Here is a 20,006-nt window from a genome sequence, read left to right as displayed (position 1 = left end):
TCAAGTGATTATTTTCAGAAGCTTTCGAAGATTTCTTCAACAACTTCAACCACTTGCGCTTCCGATCTCTCGTTAGCGGGAGGCGAATTCTACAGCGTTACACGCTGCTGTCAACACCTCTTTTTCTCCACTTTCGACCGAGAAGATCGAATCGTTAATAGCGTCAAACAACACGACCCCATCAACTTCTTCTGGGCTTCGATGAACCGAAGCAAGTCGCTGTCTAATCCTGCATAACTCTTTGTTTACCAAGGAGTTTTACGTTTCGACTGCGCCGGAAGTGGGCGAATTATAGACTTCCAGAATCTGCCGTCAACACTTAATTTGGTTTTTCTATCAAAGTGCCTACTAACCTTTAAATCCCTCTATATATAGAAGGTCAACCTCGTCACTTGAGCAATATATTGCTCAAATTCGAACAGTTAAGCATCATAGCGGCCCCTGCTTCTCGAATATGACCTCGGACGAACACCCCAATGACCACCTCCCCCCGCAGTTTGGCCTCGGCATTGTTTCCGGTCGGCCTGCTGTTGATCGCTATGGCCTCCATCCAGTCCGGGGCCTCACTGGCCAAGAGCATGTTCCCGATTGTCGGAGCACAAGGCACCACAACCCTGCGCCTGATCTTCGCCAGCGTGATCATGTTGCTCATATTGCGACCATGGCGCGCCAAGCTGACCGCAAAATCCCTGCGCACCGTGATCGTCTATGGCATGGCTCTGGGCGGCATGAACTTCCTCTTCTATATGTCCTTGCGTAGCGTTCCCTTGGGCATTGCCGTAGCCCTTGAATTCACCGGACCGCTCGCCGTCGCAATCTACGCGTCGCGCCGAGCGGTAGACTTCCTGTGGATAGCCCTCGCGATCGTCGGCCTACTCCTGTTGATTCCCACGGGGGAAGCCAGCAGCGGAATCGACCTGGTCGGCGCGGCCTATGCGTTGGGTGCGGGTGTTTGCTGGGCACTCTACATTCTGTTCGGACAAAAAGCGGGTAACGACAACGGCGTCCAGACCGCCGCCCTGGGTGTGATGATCGCGGCCCTGTTTGTTGCGCCCATCGGCATCGTCCATGCTGGCACCGCATTACTGACCCCAGCATTGATTCCGATCGCCATCGGTGTCGCGATTCTGTCCACTGCCTTGCCTTACACCCTGGAGATGGTCGCGCTGACACGCCTCCCCGCCCGCACCTTCGGAACGCTCATGAGCATTGAGCCTGCTTTCGGCGCACTTTCAGGACTTTTCTTCCTTCAGGAGCACTTATCCCTACCGCAATGGCTGGCCATAAGTTGCATTATCCTAGCCTCGGTAGGCGCGACACTGACCATGCGCAATGACTCAAAGCCGCTGGTTCCGGCGGATTGAATCATCTTTGAAAGTTGCTCTGGTATTTGCCACGTATTTAGGCCATGTTTAAACTGCAAACGAATGTCATTCATGGAGTTTTCGACAGGGACAGCGCGAACGCTACACTCGAGAGCGAGTAGAGCCGGCTTCGAACATTGCGAAGTGGCTATTAAGGATGGGAATGAAGCGAATTTTGATACTGTTAATGGTCGTGGCCATTGCTGGCTGTGCCGCGACTACCAAGACAGAAGTAAAACGCGGCAAAAAAGGGCTGCATATCAACTGTTCCGGCCTGTCTTCTTCCTGGGACCAGTGCTACACCAGTGCAACCAACTCTTGCGGCGCCAAGGGCTACCGGGTTATCGCCAAGTCAGGTGACAACTCCGAGGAGCCAGGGGACTACCCCTTCGGCCTCAACCCTGCCGGCTACACCAGCCGCAGCATGATCGTCATCTGTAAGTGATCCCCCCGAGCAGTCAGCCGCGACTGCTCATATAAATGCCTGCCCCCCTTCGCGGCGCTGCAACTAAATTATTGCAGCTCGTGATCTGTTCTACGACGATTCGCAACGAGTCAAATAGCCGTCGTGCGCACCTGCAACCACTGCAACGCAGCGCCGCTGAGCAGCGGGCTCAGGCGTTCACGCACCTGGGCGTGATACGCGTTGAACCACTCGCGCTCATCCGCTGTGAGCAGCGACGGCTCCAGGCAACGGGTGTCGATCGGGCACAAGGTCAGGGTTTCAAACGAGAGGAACTCACCAAACTCGGTCTTGCCTGCCTCGCGGTTCAATACCAGGTTCTCGATACGCACACCCCAGCGGCCAGGGCGGTAGGTGCCCGGCTCGATGGAGGTGATCATCCCTGGCTGCATCGCGGTTTGCGGCGCAGTGGCGGCCTGGTAGGCAATCACTTGTGGGCCCTCATGCACATTGAGGAAATAACCTACGCCGTGCCCGGTACCGTGGCCGTAGTCCACGCCTTCAGCCCAGATCGGCGCGCGGGCAATGGAATCCAGCAGCGGCGATAGAATGCCTTTGGGAAAGTGTGCACGGGACAGGGCAATAACACCCTTCAGCACACGGGTGCAGTCACGTTTCTGTTCCTCGCTCGGCGTACCGATAGGCACCATCCGTGTGATATCCGTGGTGCCCCCCAGGTACTGGCCGCCCGAGTCGATCAGCAGCAAGCCATCGCCCTCGATCACCGCATGCTCTTCTTCGGTGGCATGGTAATGCGGCATGGCCCCGTTGGCATTGAATGCCGCGATGGTATTGAAACTCAGCGACACATAATCGGGGCGACGGGTGCGCGCAGCCGTCAGGTGTTCATCGATGGTCAATTCAGTGATGCGTTCACGACCGAGCGCACTGTCCAGCCAGGCGAAGAATTCGCACAGGGCCGCGCCGTCCTGCTCCATGGCTCGGCGGATATGCTCCGCGTCCGCCAGGCTCTTGCGGGATTTGGCCAGTGTGGTCGGGTTCAGCCCTTCGATCAGCTTGACGCCAGCATCCAGGTTTTCCAGCAAACCGGCAGTAACGCGGGCGGGGTCAACGTGCAAGCTGGCACCCGATGGCACCGCACGCAGCGCATCCGCCACGTCGCTGTAGTCGCGCAACGTCACGCCATCCTGCGCAAGCACCGCGCGCAAGTCTGCATCAACTTTACTCAGCGCCACAAACAAAGTGGCCTGTTGTTGATTGATCAATGCAAACGAAACAAACACCGGATTAAACGAGACATCGCCGCCGCGCAGGTTGAACAGCCAGGCGATGTCATCCAGGGTGGCGATGAAGTGCCAGTCGGCGCCCTTCTCCTTCAAACTGGCGCGCAGTGCGGCAAGTTTATCGCCACGGCTGACGGTCGCTTGCGGTGGCAGATGCTGATAAATCGGCTGGCTCGGCAGGCTCGGACGGTTTTTCCAAACAGCATCGAGTACGTCGATATCGGTACGCAGGCGCGCGCCGCGCTCTGCCAGCTTGGCGCCCAAGGTGCGCGCCGAAGCGACAGCCATCACCGCACCGTCCACCGCCACCACGCCACCTTCCGGCGTCTGCTCGGCCAGCCACTCCAGCGGCCCGGGCTGGCCCGGTTGCAGCTTGACCAATTCAATGCCACTGCCCTTGAGCTCCTTGGTCGCCTGTTCCCAGTAACGGCTATCGGCCCAGACACCGGCGAAATCCGCAGTGACAATCAGCGTGCCTACCGAGCCATGGAACCCCGACAACCATTGACGCCCCTGCCAGTAACCCGGCAAATATTCGGACAAATGCGGGTCAGCCGATGGCACCAGCAGGGCGTGAATGCCCTCGCGGCTCATCAGTTCGCGGGTGTGCGCCAGGCGCTGGGGAACCGTTCCATGGGTCAAGGGCTGCGTACTCATTGTGTCTCCTGCTAACCACTAATAATTGTTATGTAAAAATCAGACGGCCCAGAACGCCGGTGCGCTGGCCAGTGCGGCCTTGATCAATTGCACGGCCTGGTCGATGTCCTGCTCGGTGGTAAACCGGCCCAGGCTCAAGCGTATGGTGCGGGCGGCAGAACGTGCGTCAAGGCCCAACGCAAGCAGCACGTGGGAAGGCGCATTGCTGGCGGAGTTACATGCCGAGGTCGCCGAAAAGGCGATGCCCGCACTCAACGCAGCAGTGTCAAATTCACCTTCGCTGAACGTAAGGCTGAGGGTGTGAGGAATGCGCTGCGCAGGGCTGCCATTGAGGCGCACGCCACCGAGCGTATCCAACTGCTCCAGCAGGCGCTGACGCAAGGCCACAATGACGGCCTTCTCCTGCGCAAAAGACGCCGCTGCCAGGGCGAATGCCGCGCCCATGCCCGCAATCTGATGGGTGGCCAGGGTACCGGAGCGCAAGCCCCCCTCGTGACCGCCGCCATGAATCTGTGCCAACACTTTCTGTTGCGCCCGGGGTCCGACATACAGCGCGCCAATACCCTTGGGGCCATACAGCTTGTGCGCGGAAAACGACATCAAATCCACCGGCCACTGCGCCAGGTCGATCGCCACCTTGCCCGCGCCCTGCGCCGCGTCGACATGCAACAACGCGCCATGCTCACGGACGCGCGCGCCGATGGCCGGGATGTCATTGAGGGTGCCCAACTCATTATTCACCAGCATCAGCGACACCAGAAAGGTGTCTTCACGCAATGCCTCGCTGACGGCGTCGGCGCTGATCAGCCCGTCGGCGTCCGGCACCAGGTAGGTCACGGCCACACCGGCTTCCTGCAACTGCCGCGCGGTATCCAGCGTGGCCTTGTGTTCGATCTGGCTGGTGATGATATGCCCGCCCGCCACACCACGCGCCTGGGCAACGCCCTTGATCGCGAGGTTGTTGGATTCAGTGGCGCCTGAGGTCCAGACGATCTGTTCAGGCTGTGCGCCCACCAACTCGGCCACCTGGCGACGCGCCTGCTCAACCGTTTGCCGCGCCGCTTGGCCGAACGCGTGGGAACTGGACGCGGGGTTACCGAAATTGGCGTTGAAGCCCAGACACTCGACCATCACCTGGATGACGCGCTCGTCCACCGGGGTGGTGGCGGCGTAGTCGAAATACAGCGGACGTTTATTCATGACAGTTAAGACTCGCAGAGCAGGTTCCCGAGAGCAGCGTCTCAGGGGCATCGGCCGGAACAGAGGTCGTCAGGTTTACCGGATCAAATGCCATTAAAGAAGGACAACTTTAAGTAAATGTGCGTAGGAACGCTCCTGAAATTCAGCTTAACAGGCTGAAGTCGTGCCATGGCAAACAAAAAGCCCGAGGTTCCTTTAAGGGAAGCCTCGGGCTTTTTGCTGCGCAGTGCCGACTCAACTGGGACGACCATGCAAAACCACGTTGCGCTCGGCGTTCATTTCGCCCTGGCGATCAAACCCGAAGGGCTTCTGTGGCTGGCCGGTCAGTGCAGCGCGCTGCTGTTGATATTCATCAAACGACAAGCCTCGACGGCTCAGCGCTTCCAGGGCCAGTTGCTTGCTCTCTTCGGCCGTGTAGGGACGCAATTCTGGCGATGGATGGCTCGCACAGCCGGCGAGTACGGCGCTGACAATCAATAAGCAAACAGCGAGAAATCGGTTCATGGCGGTAGCCCTGCAAAGAAGGTTTCGAGTCAATGAACACAGGCTACTCCCGACCCTGCACAGTGAAAAATCACCGTCCGTGATAGTCGCTATCAACCGCCGACGCCCCCTCTATAGCGAGCCCCATATATTTCTTTATGATCTATAAATATGGAAATACGTTCATTTACGGAATAAATGTAACCCTCTATAAATGGCTTACACCGAACCCGCACTGTTCGCCACGCAACTGTTTACCAGGCAACAGCCATTCAACAAATCACCAGTCAGACAACAGCAGCATTTTTCAGCAGTGCACCTGCAACCCACGCCGATCAAGGCCTGCACCCGTTGGTACAGCTCTTGCTCAACACGTTGCACTCCACTTGCTATGAACCACTGTTGATAAAGGAACTGTTCATGACCCGTCCCCTGAATGTCGTTGCCCTCTCCGGCGGAACCTGGCGCCCGTCCCGTACCCTCGTGCTGACCCAAGCCGTAGTGGCTGAACTGGCGACTTTGCTGCCGATCCAGACCACCCTGATCGAACTGGGCGACATTGCCAGGCCCCTGGGTGGTGCACTGTCACGCGATGAGTTGCCCGCCGAGGTCGAGGCCCAACTGGTGGCCATCGAACAGGCCGACCTGCTGATCGTCGCCGCACCGGTCTATCGCGGGTCCTACCCCGGCCTGCTCAAGCACCTGTTCGACCTGGTTGGCCTCAACGCCCTGATCGACACACCTGTATTACTCGCAGCCACCGGCGGCAGCGAACGCCACGCGCTGGTTCTCGACCATCAACTGCGTCCGCTGTTCAGCTTCTTCCAGGCCCTGACCCTGCCGATCGGCGTGTACGCCACCGAGGCCGATTTCACCAACTACCAAATAACCAGTGAGCCCCTGAAGGGCCGTATACGCCTTGCGGCAGAACGCGCAGCTCCGTTGTTTGCTGCGCACTCCCCCTCTCTGCTGAAAATCGCTTAAGGATTGGTCATGGATGTTTTCTGGTTTCTGCCGACACATGGCGACGGTCATTACCTGGGCACCACCCAAGGTGCACGGCCGGTCACCCTCAATTATCTGAAGCAAGTCGCGCAGGCGGCTGACAGCCTGGGTTACTACGGCGTGTTGATTCCTACCGGCCGCTCGTGCGAAGACTCCTGGGTCATCGCCTCGGCGCTGGTGCCGCTGACCGAACGCCTGCGTTACCTGGTGGCGATTCGTCCGGGCATCATCTCGCCGACCGTTTCTGCCCGCATGGCGGCGACCCTGGATCGCCTGTCCAACGGCCGCTTGCTGATCAATGTGGTCACCGGCGGCGATCCCGACGAGAACCGCGGCGACGGCAGCTTCCTCGACCACAGCGAACGCTACGAAGTCTCCGACGAATTCCTACAAATCTGGCGCCGCGTGTTGCAGGGCGAGTCAGTGGATTTCGAAGGCAAACACCTGCGTGTGCAGAACGCCAAGGCGCTTTACCCGCCGGTGCAAAAGCCTTATCCACCGCTGTACTTCGGCGGTTCCTCCGATGCCGCGCACGACCTCGCCGCCGAACAGGTGGATGTATACCTGACCTGGGGCGAGCCGCCGGCCGCCGTCGCCGAAAAACTCGCGGATGTGCGTGAACGCGCTGCCCGTCACGGCCGTACGGTGAAGTTCGGCATCCGTCTGCATGTGATCGTGCGCGAGACCGAAGAGGACGCGTGGAAAGCCGCCGACAAGCTGATCGAGCACATCAGCGACGACACCATCGCCGCCGCACAAAAATCCTTTTCGCGCTTTGATTCCGAAGGCCAGCGGCGCATGGCGGCCTTGCATGACGGGCGCCGTGACAACCTGGAAATCGCCCCCAACCTGTGGGCCGGTGTCGGCCTGGTGCGCGGCGGTGCCGGTACCGCACTGGTGGGCAACCCACAGCAAGTGGCCGAACGCATCAAGGAATACGCCGACCTGGGCATCGAGAGCTTCATCTTCTCCGGCTACCCGCATCTGGAAGAAGCCTATCGCTTTGCCGAGCTGGTGTTCCCGCTGCTGCCGGAACCTTATGCCAGCCTGGCCGGACGTGGCATCACCAACCTCACTGGCCCGTTCGGCGAAATGATTGCCAACGATGTTCTGCCAGCCAAGGCCTGATCGGCGCAGCGGCGGGAGCGGCGTTGGTCGTTCCCGCTTATAAAGAGGAAACCCCGTGACAGCCAAACCCCATAGCGTCCTGCCATCACCGTTGCAGACCGCCAGACTGCTGGCCGCCGAATTCGCCCTCACCGCCGTCGAACGCGACGAGCGCGGTGGCACCCCCAAGACCGAACGTGACGCCCTGCGCCAAAGCGGCCTGCTGGCCCTGAGCATTCCCACTCAATACGGCGGCCTCGGAGCACGCTGGAGTGACACCCTGGCCATCGTGCGCGAGTTCGCCAAGGTCGACAGCTCCATTGCCCACGTCTTCGGCTTTCATCACCTGATGCTCGCCACCGTGCGCCTGTTCTCGCGCCCGGACCAATGGCAACCCTGGTTCGAACAGACCGCGCGCAAAAACTGGTTCTGGGGCAACGCCCTCAACCCGTTGGACACACGCACGGTGGTCAAGGACTTCGGCGGCTGGCGCGAGTTCTCGGGCAAAAAAAGCTTCTGCTCCGGCGCCAGCGACTCGGAAATGCTGATTGCCTCCGCGGTGGATGAAAGCGCCGGCGGCAAGCTGCTGATCGCCGCCATCCCCAGCGGACGCAGTGGCATCACCCTGCACAACGACTGGAACAATATCGGCCAGCGCCAGACCGACAGCGGCAGCGCCAGCTTCGAACGGGTGCGCGTCGAGGAGTCGGAATTGCTGCTCGACCCGGGCCCGCTGAGCACGCCTTTTGCCTGCCTGCGCCCGCTGATCGCCCAGCTGACCTTCACCCATATGTTCCTCGGCATCGCCGAAGGCGCCTTCGAAGAAGCGCGCAACTACACGCTCACCGAAACCCGTTCCTGGCACAAATCCTCAGCCGAAGACGTGCGCCAGGACCCTTACGTGCTGCATCACTACGGCGAATTCTGGGTGGCCCTGGAGGGTGTGCGCCTGTTGGTGGAACGCGCGGCTGAGCTGCTCGACCAGGCGTGGGCAAAAGGCCCCAACCTCAGCGAAAACGAACGCGGCCAACTGGCCATCGCCATCGCTACCGCCAAGGTCGCCGCCACCCGCCAAGGCCTGGACCTGTGCAGCCGCCTGTTTGAAGTCACCGGCGCGCGCTCCACCCACGCGTCCCTGCGCCTGGATCGCCATTGGCGCAACCTGCGCACACAAACCCTGCACGACCCGGTGGATTACAAGCTCCACGAACTGGGGGACTGGGCGTTGAACCAATCCCTGCCGATTCCGACGTTCTACTCATAACAAGAGGTGCCCATGCAGCTTTTAACCTTACCGCCCTCGCCCGCCCTCGCGACGTCGATCCGCGCCACGGCCCAGGTCTTCGAAGACCCGAAATCCAAGGCGCTGCTCGACCATATCCAGCAAGTGGCGCCCAGCGAAGCCAGCGTGCTGATCATCGGCGAGACCGGGACCGGTAAAGAGCTGGTGGCGCGCCATATCCACAACCTCAGTGCGCGGCGTAACCGGCCGTTCGTGGCGGTGAACTGCGGGGCGTTCTCCGAATCCCTGGTGGAAGCCGAGCTGTTCGGCCATGAAAAAGGCGCGTTTACCGGCGCCCTGAGTGCCAAGGCCGGCTGGTTCGAAGAGGCGGACGGTGGAACCTTGTTCCTCGATGAAATCGGCGATTTGCCAATGCCCATCCAGGTCAAGCTGCTGCGCGTCCTACAGGAGCGCGAAGTGGTGCGCCTGGGCTCGCGTAAGAGCATTGCGATTGATGTGCGTGTACTGGCCGCGACCAACGTGCAACTGGAAAAGGCCATCAACGCCGGGCATTTCCGCGAAGACCTCTACTACCGCCTCGACGTGGTCAGCCTCGAGCTCAGCCCGCTGCGCGAGCGCCCCGGCGATATCCTGCCGCTGACCCGACACTTTATCGAAGCCTACAGCCAACGCCTGGGCTACGGCCCGATCACCATCAGCCGCGAGGCCGAACACAAGCTCAAAAGCTACAGCTGGCCGGGCAATATCCGCGAGCTGGAAAACGTGATTCACCACACCCTGCTGATCTGCCGTAACGGCGTGATCGAACGCGACGACCTGCGCCTGTCGAACATGCGCATCGAGCGCCAGGACGACAGCCAGCACGGCACCGACAACAGCGCCGAGGCCTTGCTGGAGCGCGCGTTTCAAAAGCTGTTCGAAGAACAGGCCGGCGCCCTGCATGAAAAGGTCGAAGACGCGCTATTGCGCGCCGCCTACCGCTTCAGCCATTACAACCAGGTGCACACCGCCAACCTGCTGGGCCTGAGCCGCAACGTCACGCGCACGCGCCTGATCAAGATCGGCGAGTTGGCGGTGAACAAGCGCCGGCCGGGGGAAAACGTGCAGGGTGAACGCATGCTGCACCTATCCATTTAGCCGGCAGTGCAATGCGTTGTCATGGCTGCGCTCGAAACTGCGCAGCACCTGGAACGAACCAAAGGTCACGGCCGTCGCCTGGTGGGCGCGGATCAGCGTCCAGAAATCTTCCTCGCCGTGCTCAAAGCATTGGAACGCCGCTTCGCCGTCCTCGCGGGAGCGCCATTGCAGGTAATTGAGCACCCGCCGCCCGTCTTCGCTGACCTGCACACTCGCATTGATAAAGCCGCCATGGCCCTGGGCCAGGCGTTCGCTTTGGGTCGACAAGGCCGCCACCAGCGCCACTTGTTGCTGGGGTTCGATGTGAAACTCGATCAGTTGAGTGAAACTGCGATTTTTCTCTGACACCTGCATGAACACTCTCCTTTATCTGTAGGCAAAATCTTGCGAGTCGATACCATGCAGGGTAAAACCTCTAGTTAAGTCAAGGTCAAGCATTTAATCGGGGTTTTCATGGTTACCAAGGAGCTCACCGTCGGCCAACTGGCGGCCCGCAGCGGCGTGGCCGTTACGGCCCTGCACTTCTACGAAGCCAAGGGGCTGATCAAGAGTCAGCGCAATGCCGGCAATCAACGGCGCTATCCAAGGGATGTACTGCGCCGGGTGGTGGTGATCAAGATCGCCCAGCGCCTGGGGATTCCGTTGGCGACGATTGGCGAGGCGTTGCAGACGCTGCCGGATGGGCGCACGCCCAACGCTCAGGATTGGGAGCGTTTGTCGGCGCTGTGGCGGGAAGACCTGGATGAACGCATCAATAAGCTGATACTGCTGCGGGACAAGCTCAATGGCTGCATTGGTTGTGGGTGCTTGTCGCTGGACGCGTGCCCGTTGCGCAACCCGGATGACCAACTCGGTGAGCGCGGGTCGGGGGCTCAATTGCTCGAGCCCAGCTGAAAGCCCCCTCGTCGGTGCCAGCAGAGCCCTTGATTGGCGTGACCTATAGTGAAAAGGCCGGGCCTCCACAACCACAATCAAGGAGAACGATATGAGCGTTAAACCTATCCCCGAGGGTTATCACAGCATCACGCCTTATCTGGGTATCGACAGAGCCGCCGACGCTATCGAATTTTACAAAAAAGCCTTTGGCGCCACGCAGGTCATGCGCCTGGATATGCCTGACGGCAAGGTCGGCCATGCCGAGCTGCGCATAGGCGACTCGGCGATCATGCTGGGCTCGCCGTGCGATGAAATGGCCCTGCGCAATCCAGATGAACACACCAGTGTCGGGTTGCACCTGTATGTCAACGACGTCGACGCACAATTCAAACAAGCCGTTGCAGCAGGTGCCACCGTGGTATCCGAGCCGAAGGATCAGTTCTACGGCGACCGCTCCGCGAGCGTGAAGGATCCGTTCGGCCACCTCTGGTTCCTCGCCAGCCGCAAGGAAGACCTCACCGAAGCGCAGATCCGCGAGCGCGCCGAGGCGATGTTCAAGCAAGGCTGAGCATCGGAGCCGGTTCGCCGGCTCCCGTCCACGCCTTCGCCCTTGCCCTTGCCCTCAACGCCGAGTGATTCCAGGATGCAGGCACTCATCACAAGGAGTCATTCCATGTTCGCCGGATTCCAGAAAGACCAGTGCCACGTCAATGGCGTGGACATCAGCTACCGCAAAGGCGGTACAGGTCCCGGCCTGCTCCTGCTGCACGGGCACCCGCAAACCCACGTCATCTGGCACAAAGTCGCCGAACAGTTGGCCGAACACTTCACCGTGGTCGCCGCCGACCTGCGCGGTTATGGCGACAGCAGCAAGCCGCCGGCCACTGACCATCACGCCAACTATTCAAAGCGGGAAATGGCCCGCGACGGCGTCGAACTGATGCAAGCCCTGGGCTTCGCGCAGTTCTCCGTACTGGCCCACGACCGTGGCGCCCGCGTCGCCCATCGCCTGGCCCTGGACCATCCGCAGGCAGTGCAGCGCATGGTCCTGCTGGATATTGCGCCGACCCTGGCGATGTATGCGCAGACCGACGAAGCCTTCGCCCGCGCCTACTGGCACTGGTTCTTCCTGATCCGCCCGGCACCGCTGCCCGAAGCGCTGATCGAGAGCAACCCGGAACTCTACCTGCGCAGTGTGATGGGCAGTCGCAGCGCCGGGCTCAAGCCGTTCACCGATGAGGCTTTCGCTGAGTACCTGCGTTGCCTGACGCTACCGGGCAGCGCCGCCGGCATCTGTGAAGACTACCGCGCCTCCGCGGGCATCGACCTTGAGTACGACCAGGCGGATATCGACGCCGGCAATCACCTGAACCTGCCCCTGCTGGTGATGTGGGGCGCCGAAGGCACCGTCGGCCGCTGTTTCGAACCGCTTAAGGAATGGCAGAAAGTCGCCACCGACGTACGTGGCAAGTCCCTGCCGGCCGGCCATTACATTGCCGAAGAAGCCCCTGAGTTGCTGCTGGACGAAGTGCTGGCCTTCCTGCGCTGAACCAGTGATGTTGCAAATGGTCATGCGCGCCTCGACGCTCAGTGCATCGAGGGTGGAGTCGCGAAACTCGATGGCATAGCCGGTTGCTCCCGACGCGCCGATCTTGCCGATCAGCGCCATGATCACGTCCTTGGAGGTCAACCCCTTGGCCAGCGCGCCGTCCACGCTCACCCGCCGGGTTTTCAGGCGCTAATGGCGCCTGGGTGATGGATTGGAGCATGTTTCGTGTTCAATCGAGACGTAAATACCCCCTGAATGTGAACCTGAAACATTTTCTTTCATATCCACCTTGGGGATTTCTCATTCTCATCCGTCTTAATTTAGATACAGCCTGTCGCGTCAGCAAAAGCTACGACCGGCCTTTTCCGGGCCTCCCTCGCCCTCCTCTGATCAAGACCCTCATTCACATGTCGAAGAAGTCACGCTCAAAACTCTGGTTTCTCGTGCATAGCTGGCTGGCCTTGCCCATCTGGTTCTTTGTACTGATTGTCTGCGTCACCGGCACCCTGGCGGTGGTCAGCCAGGAAATCATGTGGCTGGCCAACCCGGATATCCGTGCGAGCAAGCCGTCGGGTGATGCCGAGCCGCTGAGCTACGACCAGGTGATCAGCGCCATCAAGCGTGCCGAACCCCAGGTAATCGTGCAGTCTCTCAGTCGTCCGGACGAATCGCACTTTGCCCTGAGTGTCGGCCTCAGCTACCCCGACGGTCGCTCGGTAGAGGTCTACGTCAACCCGTACACCGGAGCGATCCAGGGCATCAGCCCGTCGTTCGACTTCCGTCAGTTCACCCGCGCCCTGCATGGCTGGTGGCTGGTGCCGTTTACCAATGGCTTCAGCTGGGGCTGGTACCTGGTGTCGCTGCTCGGTTTGCCGTTGCTGGCCTCACTGGTCACCGGGCTGGTGGTGTACAAGCGCTTCTGGAAAGGCTTTTTCAAGCCGACCCTGCGTATCCGCCACGGCGCGCGGATTTTCTGGGGCGACTTCCACCGCCTGAGCGGTATCTGGTCGATCTGGTTTATTGCGGTGATTTCCATCACCGGCACCTGGTTCCTGATCCAGGCAATCCTGGGTGACAACCAGATCTCCATCTCCAGCGAGCCCATCGTCCCGGTGATCGCCCGCGAAAAAGTCCCAACCTCAGCCCCGGGCGTGCCTGCACCGATGATTCCCGTGGATGAGGCGATCGCGATCGCCACCCAACGTATCCCGGGCTTGGAGGCGAGTTTCGTGAGCCTGCCGCTCAATGCCTACAGTCACCTGCAAATCGGCGGGCGGGGCTGGTACCCACTGATGTTCCAGACTGCGCAGATCAACCCGTATGACGGTGAAATCGCCTCGTCGCACCTGCTGTCCGACCGCACCAAGCTGGAGTTCGTCACCGAATCCATGCGCCCCCTGCACACCGGCGACTTCGGTGGCATCTGGATCAAGCTGATCTGGGCGTTCTTCGGCCTGGTGCTGAGCATGATGGTCCTGAGCGGCTTGCTGATCTGGACCAAGCGCACTGCCCTGGCCACCCTCAACGCCCTCAAGCGCGAAGCCAAGACGCAACGTGCGTCGGCGCCCATCCCGGCCATGCAGGCTGAAACCTCGGAGGCCAACCGATGAGCAAGGTCGCTACCGCTACACCGCCTTCGCCGTTGCGGGCCTTCTGGCTGAAATGGCGTTTCCACATCAATGTCCTGCTGTTACTGGTACCGCTGGGCTTCATGCCCAAGTACTTCGCCGATGCCGCGCTGTTTCGCGGTGACACCGGTATCGGCGAGCGTGTGGCCGGCGACGTGCAGGTCGGACCCTGGAGCCTCACGCTGGCCGAATTCCGCAACGAAGGCCCACGCCCCAACCCGGCCGGCCCGATGAAGTTCTTCAACGCCGCGCTCTGCGACACCTGCGCCGACCAGGTCAAGGCCACGTACCTGCGTATCGGCAAACCGCGCAGCCTGCGTGCCGCCGGGGTGATTTTCTTCGGCACCCCGTACCGCATGGGTGCCGGCCTGCCCGTGCCGGAACGCACACCCGTCGACGCCGAACTGTGGGTCACCATGGAAGGCTGGGACGGCACCATGCACCAGGGTTCCATCCCGCTGAGCCAGGCCTCGCCAGCCACCATTGCCTGGCTGAACAAGCAAGGAGTTAAACCATGACGTTCAAGCGCCTGTCCCGCGCCGCGCTGTTGCTGTGCGCCGGTTTCAGTACTACAGCCTTCGCCCACAACCCGATGTGCGAATGCAAGGAAATCCCCGGCGAGCAGATCCAGTGCAAAGGCGGTTTCTCCGATGGCAGCGGCGCCCCCGGCGTGACCCTGGATGTGATCGGCTACGACGAAACCATCCTGCTGCCCGGCAAGCTTGGCCAGGACTCGACCCTGACCTTCAAGAAGCCCGCGTCCGAGTTCTATGTGCTGTTTGATGCCGGCCCCGGTCACGTGGTGGAAATCGACCAAGCGGATATCCCGGCTCAATGAGTACCACACAGGTTGTACGCCCTGCCGGTGCCGGCCACGAAACCCTCTACGTCCTGCTGCTGTGCCTGATCATCCTCGCGGTGGCGGGAACCGTGGTGGCGCTGCACGGTGAATCCCAGGCCGTCGCGGCGGTGCCCAGCCATCAACTGGATGCCCGCCGCGACCTGAGCGCCGCCGAACAAGGCATCTACGCCGACCTGCGGGTAACGCTGGATGAAATCCACTTGCTGCAGCAAGAGCAAAGCGCCCTGCCTGGCCCCGAGCAACTGGCCGAAGAAGGCTTTGCGCCGTTTGCCCACGACGCCAGTTCGGTCAGCCGCGGCGACCATCGCTGGCAGCTGCTGGCGAGTTCGGCCTACTTGGGACTGAGCCAGGCGCCAACCACCAGTGGCTCGCTGCTCATGCGCGTGCAAGGCGCCGAGCCGGACATCTGGCTCAACCGCAGCAAAGACCTGGCCGCCCCCACCGACCTCACTGACCAGGCGCTGATCGCAGCCGGCTGGCAGCAGGTGGTCGCGCAATTCGATGCTGGCGTCACCCGCCAGCACCGTCACTGAACGAGAAGACCGATTGCCCATGTCTATTTCATCTCCCCTGTTGCGCGTGTTTCTGGTTGGCCTGTTCAGCCTGATACTCGCTCCCCTCGCCCATGCCGAGGCGGCCAAACGCCTGCGTATCGGCATCACCCTGCACCCGTATTACAGCTACGTGGCCAATATCGTCGGCGACAAGGCCGAAGTGGTGCCGCTGATCCCGGCCGGTTTCAACCCCCACGCCTATGAGCCACGCGCCGAAGACATCAAGCGCATCGGCACCCTGGATGTGATCGTGCTCAACGGCGTCGGCCATGACGATTTCGCCGACCGCATGATCGCCACCAGCGAGCGTCCGGACATCCCGGTGATCGAAGCCAACGCCAATGTGCCGCTGCTGGCGGCCACCGGTAACGCCGCGCGCGGTGCCGGCAAGGTGGTCAACCCGCACACGTTCCTGTCGATCAGTGCATCGATTGCCCAGGTCAACAACATCGCCCGCGAGCTGGGCAAGCTCGACCCGGACAACGCCAAGACCTACACCCAGAACGCCCGCGCCTACGGCAAACGCCTGCGGCAGATGCGTGCCGATGCCCTGGCCAAGTTGACCAGCGCGCCCAACCCGGACCTGCGCGTCGCCACCGTGCACGCGGCCTACGATTACCTGCTGCGCGAGTTCGGCCTGGAAGTCACGGCCGTGGTCGAACCGGCCCACGGGATCGAGCCAAGCCCCAGCCAGTTGAAGAAGACCATCGACGAACTGCGCGCCCTGGACGTCAAAGTGATCTTCTCGGAGATGGATTTCCCGTCCACTTACGTCGACACCATCCAGCGTGAATCCGGGGTCAAGCTGTACCCGCTGTCGCATATTTCCTACGGTGAATACAGCGCTGAAAAATACGAAGTGGAAATGACCGGCAACCTCAACACCGTGGTGCGGGCGATCCAGGAGTCCGGGGCATGACCGCAGCGCAACAACTTAAAGTCGCCAGCGTCGGCCCGACCCTCGACTTCGACAAGGTGTCCCTGACCCTGGGCCGCACCGTGATCCTCGACGGCGTGAGCTTCCAGGTGCAACCGGGCAGCATCCATGCGCTGGTGGGCCCGAATGGCGGCGGCAAAAGCTCGCTGATCAAGACCCTGCTGGGGCAAACACCGCACCAGGGACAGCTGAGCCTGCAATGGCCGGGCACACCCGGCACCATCGGATATGTGCCCCAGGCGCTGGAGTTCGACCGGGGCTTGCCGATGACTGTCGACGATTTCATGGCCGCCATGTGCCAGCGGCGCCCGGCGTTTCTGGGTTTGTCCAAACACTACGCCGCCGCGATTGGCGAGGCGCTGGAACGGGTCGGCATGCAGGACAAACGCAAGCGCCGCATGGGCGCGCTGTCCGGCGGTGAGCGCCAGCGTGTGTTGTTGGCCCAAGGGTTGATTCCGGCACCGCAGCTGCTGGTACTCGATGAACCGATGTCGGCCCTCGATGAGGCCGGCATCCAGGTGTTCGAACGCTTGCTCAATGACTGGCGCCTGGCCGGGATCACCGTGCTGTGGATCGAGCACGACCTGGAAGCCGTGGGCCGCCTGGCCGACCGCGTCACCGGCCTGAACCGCCGCCTGCTGTTCGACGCTACGCCGAAAGAGGCGCTGACCCCGGACCGCCTGCTGACCCTGTTCTCGACCCACCCTCGGAGCCCGGCGCCATGAGTTATGAAGCGTTTCGCCTGATGGTCCAGGGCTGGGCCTCTTCCGGTTACCTGCCGGAAGCGCTGGCCTATGGTTTTGTGGTCAACGCCCTGCTCGCCGGCCTGCTGATCGGCCCGGTACTGGGCGGCCTGGGCACGCTGGTGGTGGTCAAGCGCTTTGCGTTTTTCTCCGAAGCGGTCGGCCATGCCGCACTGACCGGCGTGGCGGTGGGCATTCTGCTGGGTGAACCCTATACCGGCCCCTATGGCAGCCTGTTCGGTTACTGCCTGTTATTCGGCATCCTGCTCAATTACCTGCGCAACCGCACGGGCCTCGCGCCAGACACCTTGATCGGCGTGTTCCTGTCGGTGTCCCTGGCGTTGGGCGCCAGCCTGCTGCTGATCCTGGCGGGCAAGATCAACGTGCATATCCTCGAAAACGTGCTGTTCGGCTCGGTGCTGACGGTCAACGGCAACGACCTGCTGGTACTGGCAATTGTCGGCTCGCTGGTGATGGCCCTGGCGCTGCCGCTGTACAACCGCATCATGCTCGCCAGCTTCAACCCGCAGTTGGCGGCGGTGCGTGGCGTGGCGGTGAAGACCCTGGACTACCTGTTCGTGATCCTGGTGACGTTGATCACCGTGGCCGCGGTCAAGGTCATCGGCGCCATCCTGGTGGGCGCGCTGCTGGTGATTCCGGCCGCGGCGGCCCGCCTGCTGAGCCAATCCCTCAAAGGCTTCTTCTGGATCTCGGTGGTGATCGCCACCGTCAGCACCCTGTGCGGGATCCTGTTGCCGATCATCTTCGACCTGCCCATCCCCTCCGGTGCCGCGATCATCCTGGTGGCCGGCATCGCCTTCGCCTTTGCCGCCATCGCGCGCGGCACCGTGCCCAGCCTTAAAGGGAACCTTGGATAATGCGCTCCGTTCTTCAGCCTCTGGCCCTGGCCATCGCTTGCTTGATCACCACGCCGCTGATGGCGGCCGACGTCGGCAAACCTGCTGCTCACGCGGCCAAACCGGTCAAAGTCCTGGCCTCGCTGCCGATCACCTACGGCCTCGCGCAGGTGCTGCTCAAGGGCACCGACGTGCAGCTTGAGCGCGCGGCCCCGGCCAACCTGCCGGGCTCGCGGCAGGTGTCGTACTTCACCGGCCGTGGCGCGCCGGCACTGAACACGCTGGCCCAGGACGCCGACGCCGCCATCGGCCTGCGCTCGCTGTGGGCCGATGACCCGCTCTACCCGGTGGCCCGGCGCAGCAATATCCGCATCGTCGAAATCGATGCCGCACGCCCGGTGGATGGCGGCTTGCCGGGGATCGCCGTGCAACCTGGCGTGGCCGACGGCTTGAACAGCCAGCCGTGGCAATCGAGCAACAACCTGGGGCGCATGGCCGATGTCCTGGCCGCCGACCTGAGCCGCCTGGCACCGGGCGCCAAGGCGAAGATCGACGCCAACCTGGCCGCGCTCAAGCAACGCCTGCTCAAGCTCAGCGCTGACAGCGAAGCGCGACTGGCCAAGGCGGACAACCTGAGTGTGGTCAGCTTGAGCGATCACTTTGCGTATCTGATCAGCAGCCTGAATCTGGAACTGCTCAGCACCGATGCCCGGCCCGACGCCGATTGGACGCCTGAGGCGTTGCAGAAACTCAGTGCCGAGCTAAAGGAGAATGACGTAGCGGTGGTGCTGCATCATCGCCAGCCGAGTGATGTGGTAAAAGCCGCCATCACGGCAGGTGGCTCAAAGCTGCTGGTGCTGGACGTCGACGGCGCAGACCCGGTGACCGAGCTGGAAACCAATGTGAATCAGGTGATCAAAACAATTTCAACTGACTGACACATCACCTGTGGGAGGGGACTTGCTCCCGATAGCGGTGGGTCAGTCACAGCTGCACTCACCGACACACCCTCATCGGGAGCAAGCCCCCTCCCACATTTGGATTACGGTGCACAACGGCTAAACCACATCGACGCCGACATGAATCGCATCATGCCGCCAGAATTCCAGGTCGCAGTCGATCAACCGCTGGTGCTGGTCATAATTGACCCGGGCGATCCGCAAGCCCGGGCTGCCCACCGACACGCGCAATGCTGCAGCAGCTTCCACCGGCAATGAGGTCGGTACGATCTCGAAGCGCACCCGCCCGTAGTGCAAGTCGTACTTGCGCGCATACAACTCGGTCATCGACTGATTCAGGTCGCACTCAAGAATCCCCGGGAAATACTGCGGGTTCAGGTAGTGCTCCACATACAACACCAGCCGTCCGTCAATCCGCCGTCCCCGGCAAATCTGGATCACGCTGGACAATGCCGGCAACTGCAACCACGCACACACCGCAGCCGAGGCCGGTTGCAGCCGTGCGGAAATGACCTCGGTCGACGCCACCCGCCCCTGGTCGTTGACCATGGCGTGAAAGTGACTGCGCTGCATCAGGTTGTAGGCCAGGCGTGGCGGCGAGACAAACCAGCCACGACGCTCCTCGCGATAAATCTGCCCTTGGGCCTCCAGCTGTAACAAGGCTTCCCGCACCGTAATTCGAGTGGTACCAAACAACTCGCTGAGCTTGCGCTCGGCGGGCAGCTTGCTTGCAGGCGGCAACAGGCCGTGGTCGATCTGCTCTTGCAGCGCCAGGCCAATGGATGTCACCGCCTTGATTGCCTCATCACGCATCAACGTTACCTATCTGGACTAGACCAGCACTGTTCAGGTGCACAAACCGCTGGGTAAATGGGCTTGCGCGACTGCTTGCCAGCCTAGGCACTCCTGATGACCGACAGATGACAGTCCCTGTCCCGTCCCTGCACCACACCCTGCAATACACCGGCCAAGTCCAGTCCCTACGGGCACTTGAGCATGGTCTACGCTAAGCCTGCGCTGAGCGACATCAAGGCTTTAAAAACGACATCGACATGAAACTGTCATCCATCGCGTCTAGATTGGCTCAGGTATTGCTCTGACCTAGACCAACAACACCGTAGAAAACACCGCCGCGTTG

General features: G+C 61.4%; 22 protein-coding genes and 2 pseudogenes. 18 read left to right on the top strand and 6 right to left on the bottom strand.

Annotation, left to right across the window (positions count from 1 at the left end; translation table 11 throughout):
• The 3 genes and pseudogenes from AB1462_RS12465 to AB1462_RS12455 all read left to right on the top strand — a co-directional run.
• Positions 1-237, top strand: a pseudogene (locus AB1462_RS12465) (hypothetical protein); the annotation flags it as partial.
• Between the two features lie 239 nt (positions 238-476).
• Complete coding sequence (rhtA, locus tag AB1462_RS12460) at positions 477-1,364, top strand: threonine/homoserine exporter RhtA (protein WP_090402025.1); 888 nt, start codon at positions 477-479, stop codon at positions 1,362-1,364.
• A 163-nt stretch (positions 1,365-1,527) separates the two neighbouring features.
• Positions 1,528-1,809 (top strand): hypothetical protein, encoded by a 282-nt coding sequence (locus AB1462_RS12455; protein ID WP_027607138.1) that lies wholly within the window; start codon positions 1,528-1,530, stop codon positions 1,807-1,809.
• 110 nt (positions 1,810-1,919) lie between these two features.
• Here AB1462_RS12455 and AB1462_RS12450 read toward each other — a convergent pair whose 3' ends face one another.
• The 3 genes from AB1462_RS12450 to AB1462_RS12440 all read right to left on the bottom strand — a co-directional run bounded on the left by AB1462_RS12450 (position 1,920) and on the right by AB1462_RS12440 (position 5,432).
• A complete protein-coding gene (locus AB1462_RS12450) occupies positions 1,920-3,728 on the bottom strand; it encodes an aminopeptidase P family protein (protein ID WP_367246779.1) in 1,809 nt (602 codons plus the stop codon).
• A gap of 39 nt (positions 3,729-3,767) precedes the next feature.
• The gene (locus AB1462_RS12445; protein WP_367246778.1) at positions 3,768-4,928 is read right to left on the bottom strand and encodes a cysteine desulfurase family protein; all 1,161 of its coding nucleotides are present in this window, start codon (positions 4,926-4,928) and stop codon (positions 3,768-3,770) included.
• Positions 4,929-5,162: 234 nt separating this feature from the next.
• Positions 5,163-5,432: a hypothetical protein gene (locus AB1462_RS12440; RefSeq protein ID WP_090402020.1), complete on the bottom strand. Its 270-nt coding sequence runs from the start codon at positions 5,430-5,432 to the stop codon at positions 5,163-5,165.
• A 399-nt stretch (positions 5,433-5,831) separates the two neighbouring features.
• Here AB1462_RS12440 and msuE point away from each other — a divergent pair, with 399 nt between their 5' ends.
• The 4 genes from msuE to AB1462_RS12420 are packed head-to-tail and all read left to right on the top strand — an operon-like array spanning position 5,832 to position 9,903.
• The gene (gene msuE, locus AB1462_RS12435) at positions 5,832-6,395 is read left to right on the top strand and encodes an FMN reductase (protein ID WP_367246777.1); all 564 of its coding nucleotides are present in this window, start codon (positions 5,832-5,834) and stop codon (positions 6,393-6,395) included.
• Positions 6,396-6,404: 9 nt separating this feature from the next.
• Entirely contained in the window at positions 6,405-7,544 is a 1,140-nt protein-coding gene (gene ssuD / locus AB1462_RS12430) for an FMNH2-dependent alkanesulfonate monooxygenase (protein ID WP_090402016.1), read from the top strand.
• Between the two features lie 55 nt (positions 7,545-7,599).
• Positions 7,600-8,787, top strand: coding sequence for an acyl-CoA dehydrogenase family protein (locus AB1462_RS12425; RefSeq protein WP_027607132.1), 1,188 nt, complete (start codon positions 7,600-7,602; stop codon positions 8,785-8,787).
• A gap of 12 nt (positions 8,788-8,799) precedes the next feature.
• Positions 8,800-9,903, top strand: a complete 1,104-nt coding sequence (locus tag AB1462_RS12420) for a sigma-54-dependent Fis family transcriptional regulator (protein WP_131699202.1) — start codon at positions 8,800-8,802, stop codon at positions 9,901-9,903.
• Here the strand turns inward: AB1462_RS12420 and AB1462_RS12415 are convergent.
• Entirely contained in the window at positions 9,892-10,257 is a 366-nt protein-coding gene (locus AB1462_RS12415) for an antibiotic biosynthesis monooxygenase (RefSeq protein ID WP_065924540.1), read from the bottom strand. The two genes, AB1462_RS12420 and AB1462_RS12415, sit on opposite strands and share 12 nt — an antisense overlap.
• 99 nt (positions 10,258-10,356) lie before the next feature.
• On the opposite strand from AB1462_RS12415, the gene soxR reads away from it, so the two are divergent.
• From soxR to AB1462_RS12400, 3 genes are all read left to right on the top strand, one after another.
• Positions 10,357-10,797, top strand: a complete 441-nt coding sequence (soxR, locus tag AB1462_RS12410) for a redox-sensitive transcriptional activator SoxR (protein ID WP_259194592.1) — start codon at positions 10,357-10,359, stop codon at positions 10,795-10,797.
• A 91-nt stretch (positions 10,798-10,888) separates the two neighbouring features.
• A complete protein-coding gene (locus tag AB1462_RS12405; protein WP_259194591.1) occupies positions 10,889-11,347 on the top strand; it encodes a VOC family protein in 459 nt (152 codons plus the stop codon).
• A 105-nt stretch (positions 11,348-11,452) separates the two neighbouring features.
• Complete coding sequence (locus AB1462_RS12400) at positions 11,453-12,328, top strand: alpha/beta hydrolase (protein WP_315338906.1); 876 nt, start codon at positions 11,453-11,455, stop codon at positions 12,326-12,328.
• Between the two features lie 6 nt (positions 12,329-12,334).
• Here the strand turns inward: AB1462_RS12400 and AB1462_RS12395 are convergent.
• Positions 12,335-12,517: pseudogene (locus tag AB1462_RS12395) on the bottom strand (aconitase family protein); the annotation flags it as partial.
• Between the two features lie 218 nt (positions 12,518-12,735).
• Between AB1462_RS12395 and AB1462_RS12390 the strand changes: the two are divergent.
• From AB1462_RS12390 to AB1462_RS12355, 8 genes are read left to right on the top strand one after another with little or no spacing between them, the layout of a single operon-like run.
• Entirely contained in the window at positions 12,736-13,938 is a 1,203-nt protein-coding gene (locus AB1462_RS12390) for a PepSY-associated TM helix domain-containing protein (RefSeq protein ID WP_367246776.1), read from the top strand.
• Positions 13,935-14,474: a thiamine pyrophosphate-binding protein gene (locus AB1462_RS12385; protein ID WP_090402000.1), complete on the top strand. Its 540-nt coding sequence runs from the start codon at positions 13,935-13,937 to the stop codon at positions 14,472-14,474. Before AB1462_RS12390 ends, AB1462_RS12385 begins: the two co-directional genes overlap by 4 nt.
• A complete protein-coding gene (locus tag AB1462_RS12380) occupies positions 14,471-14,794 on the top strand; it encodes a hypothetical protein (protein ID WP_090401998.1) in 324 nt (107 codons plus the stop codon). The genes AB1462_RS12385 and AB1462_RS12380 overlap by 4 nt, the downstream gene beginning before the upstream one ends.
• Positions 14,791-15,351 (top strand): DUF6162 family protein, encoded by a 561-nt coding sequence (locus AB1462_RS12375; protein ID WP_090401996.1) that lies wholly within the window; start codon positions 14,791-14,793, stop codon positions 15,349-15,351. Before AB1462_RS12380 ends, AB1462_RS12375 begins: the two co-directional genes overlap by 4 nt.
• 19 nt (positions 15,352-15,370) lie before the next feature.
• Complete coding sequence (locus tag AB1462_RS12370; protein ID WP_090401993.1) at positions 15,371-16,291, top strand: metal ABC transporter substrate-binding protein; 921 nt, start codon at positions 15,371-15,373, stop codon at positions 16,289-16,291.
• A complete protein-coding gene (locus AB1462_RS12365; RefSeq protein ID WP_259194588.1) occupies positions 16,288-17,034 on the top strand; it encodes a metal ABC transporter ATP-binding protein in 747 nt (248 codons plus the stop codon). Before AB1462_RS12370 ends, AB1462_RS12365 begins: the two co-directional genes overlap by 4 nt.
• Complete coding sequence (locus AB1462_RS12360; RefSeq protein WP_101268265.1) at positions 17,031-17,930, top strand: metal ABC transporter permease; 900 nt, start codon at positions 17,031-17,033, stop codon at positions 17,928-17,930. Before AB1462_RS12365 ends, AB1462_RS12360 begins: the two co-directional genes overlap by 4 nt.
• Complete coding sequence (locus tag AB1462_RS12355; protein WP_315338909.1) at positions 17,930-18,847, top strand: zinc ABC transporter substrate-binding protein; 918 nt, start codon at positions 17,930-17,932, stop codon at positions 18,845-18,847. The genes AB1462_RS12360 and AB1462_RS12355 overlap by 1 nt, the downstream gene beginning before the upstream one ends.
• A 120-nt stretch (positions 18,848-18,967) precedes the next feature.
• Here the strand turns inward: AB1462_RS12355 and AB1462_RS12350 are convergent, their stop codons facing one another.
• Positions 18,968-19,681, bottom strand: a complete 714-nt coding sequence (locus AB1462_RS12350) for a UTRA domain-containing protein (RefSeq protein WP_053128712.1) — start codon at positions 19,679-19,681, stop codon at positions 18,968-18,970.
• Positions 19,682-20,006: the final 325 nt, after the last annotated feature.

This window comes from Pseudomonas sp. SB113, assembly GCF_040754745.1.
In the GTDB taxonomy this organism is placed as follows: Bacteria; Pseudomonadota; Gammaproteobacteria; order Pseudomonadales; family Pseudomonadaceae; genus Aquipseudomonas; species Aquipseudomonas grimontii.
This window is presented reverse-complemented; position numbering and strand designations above follow the sequence as displayed.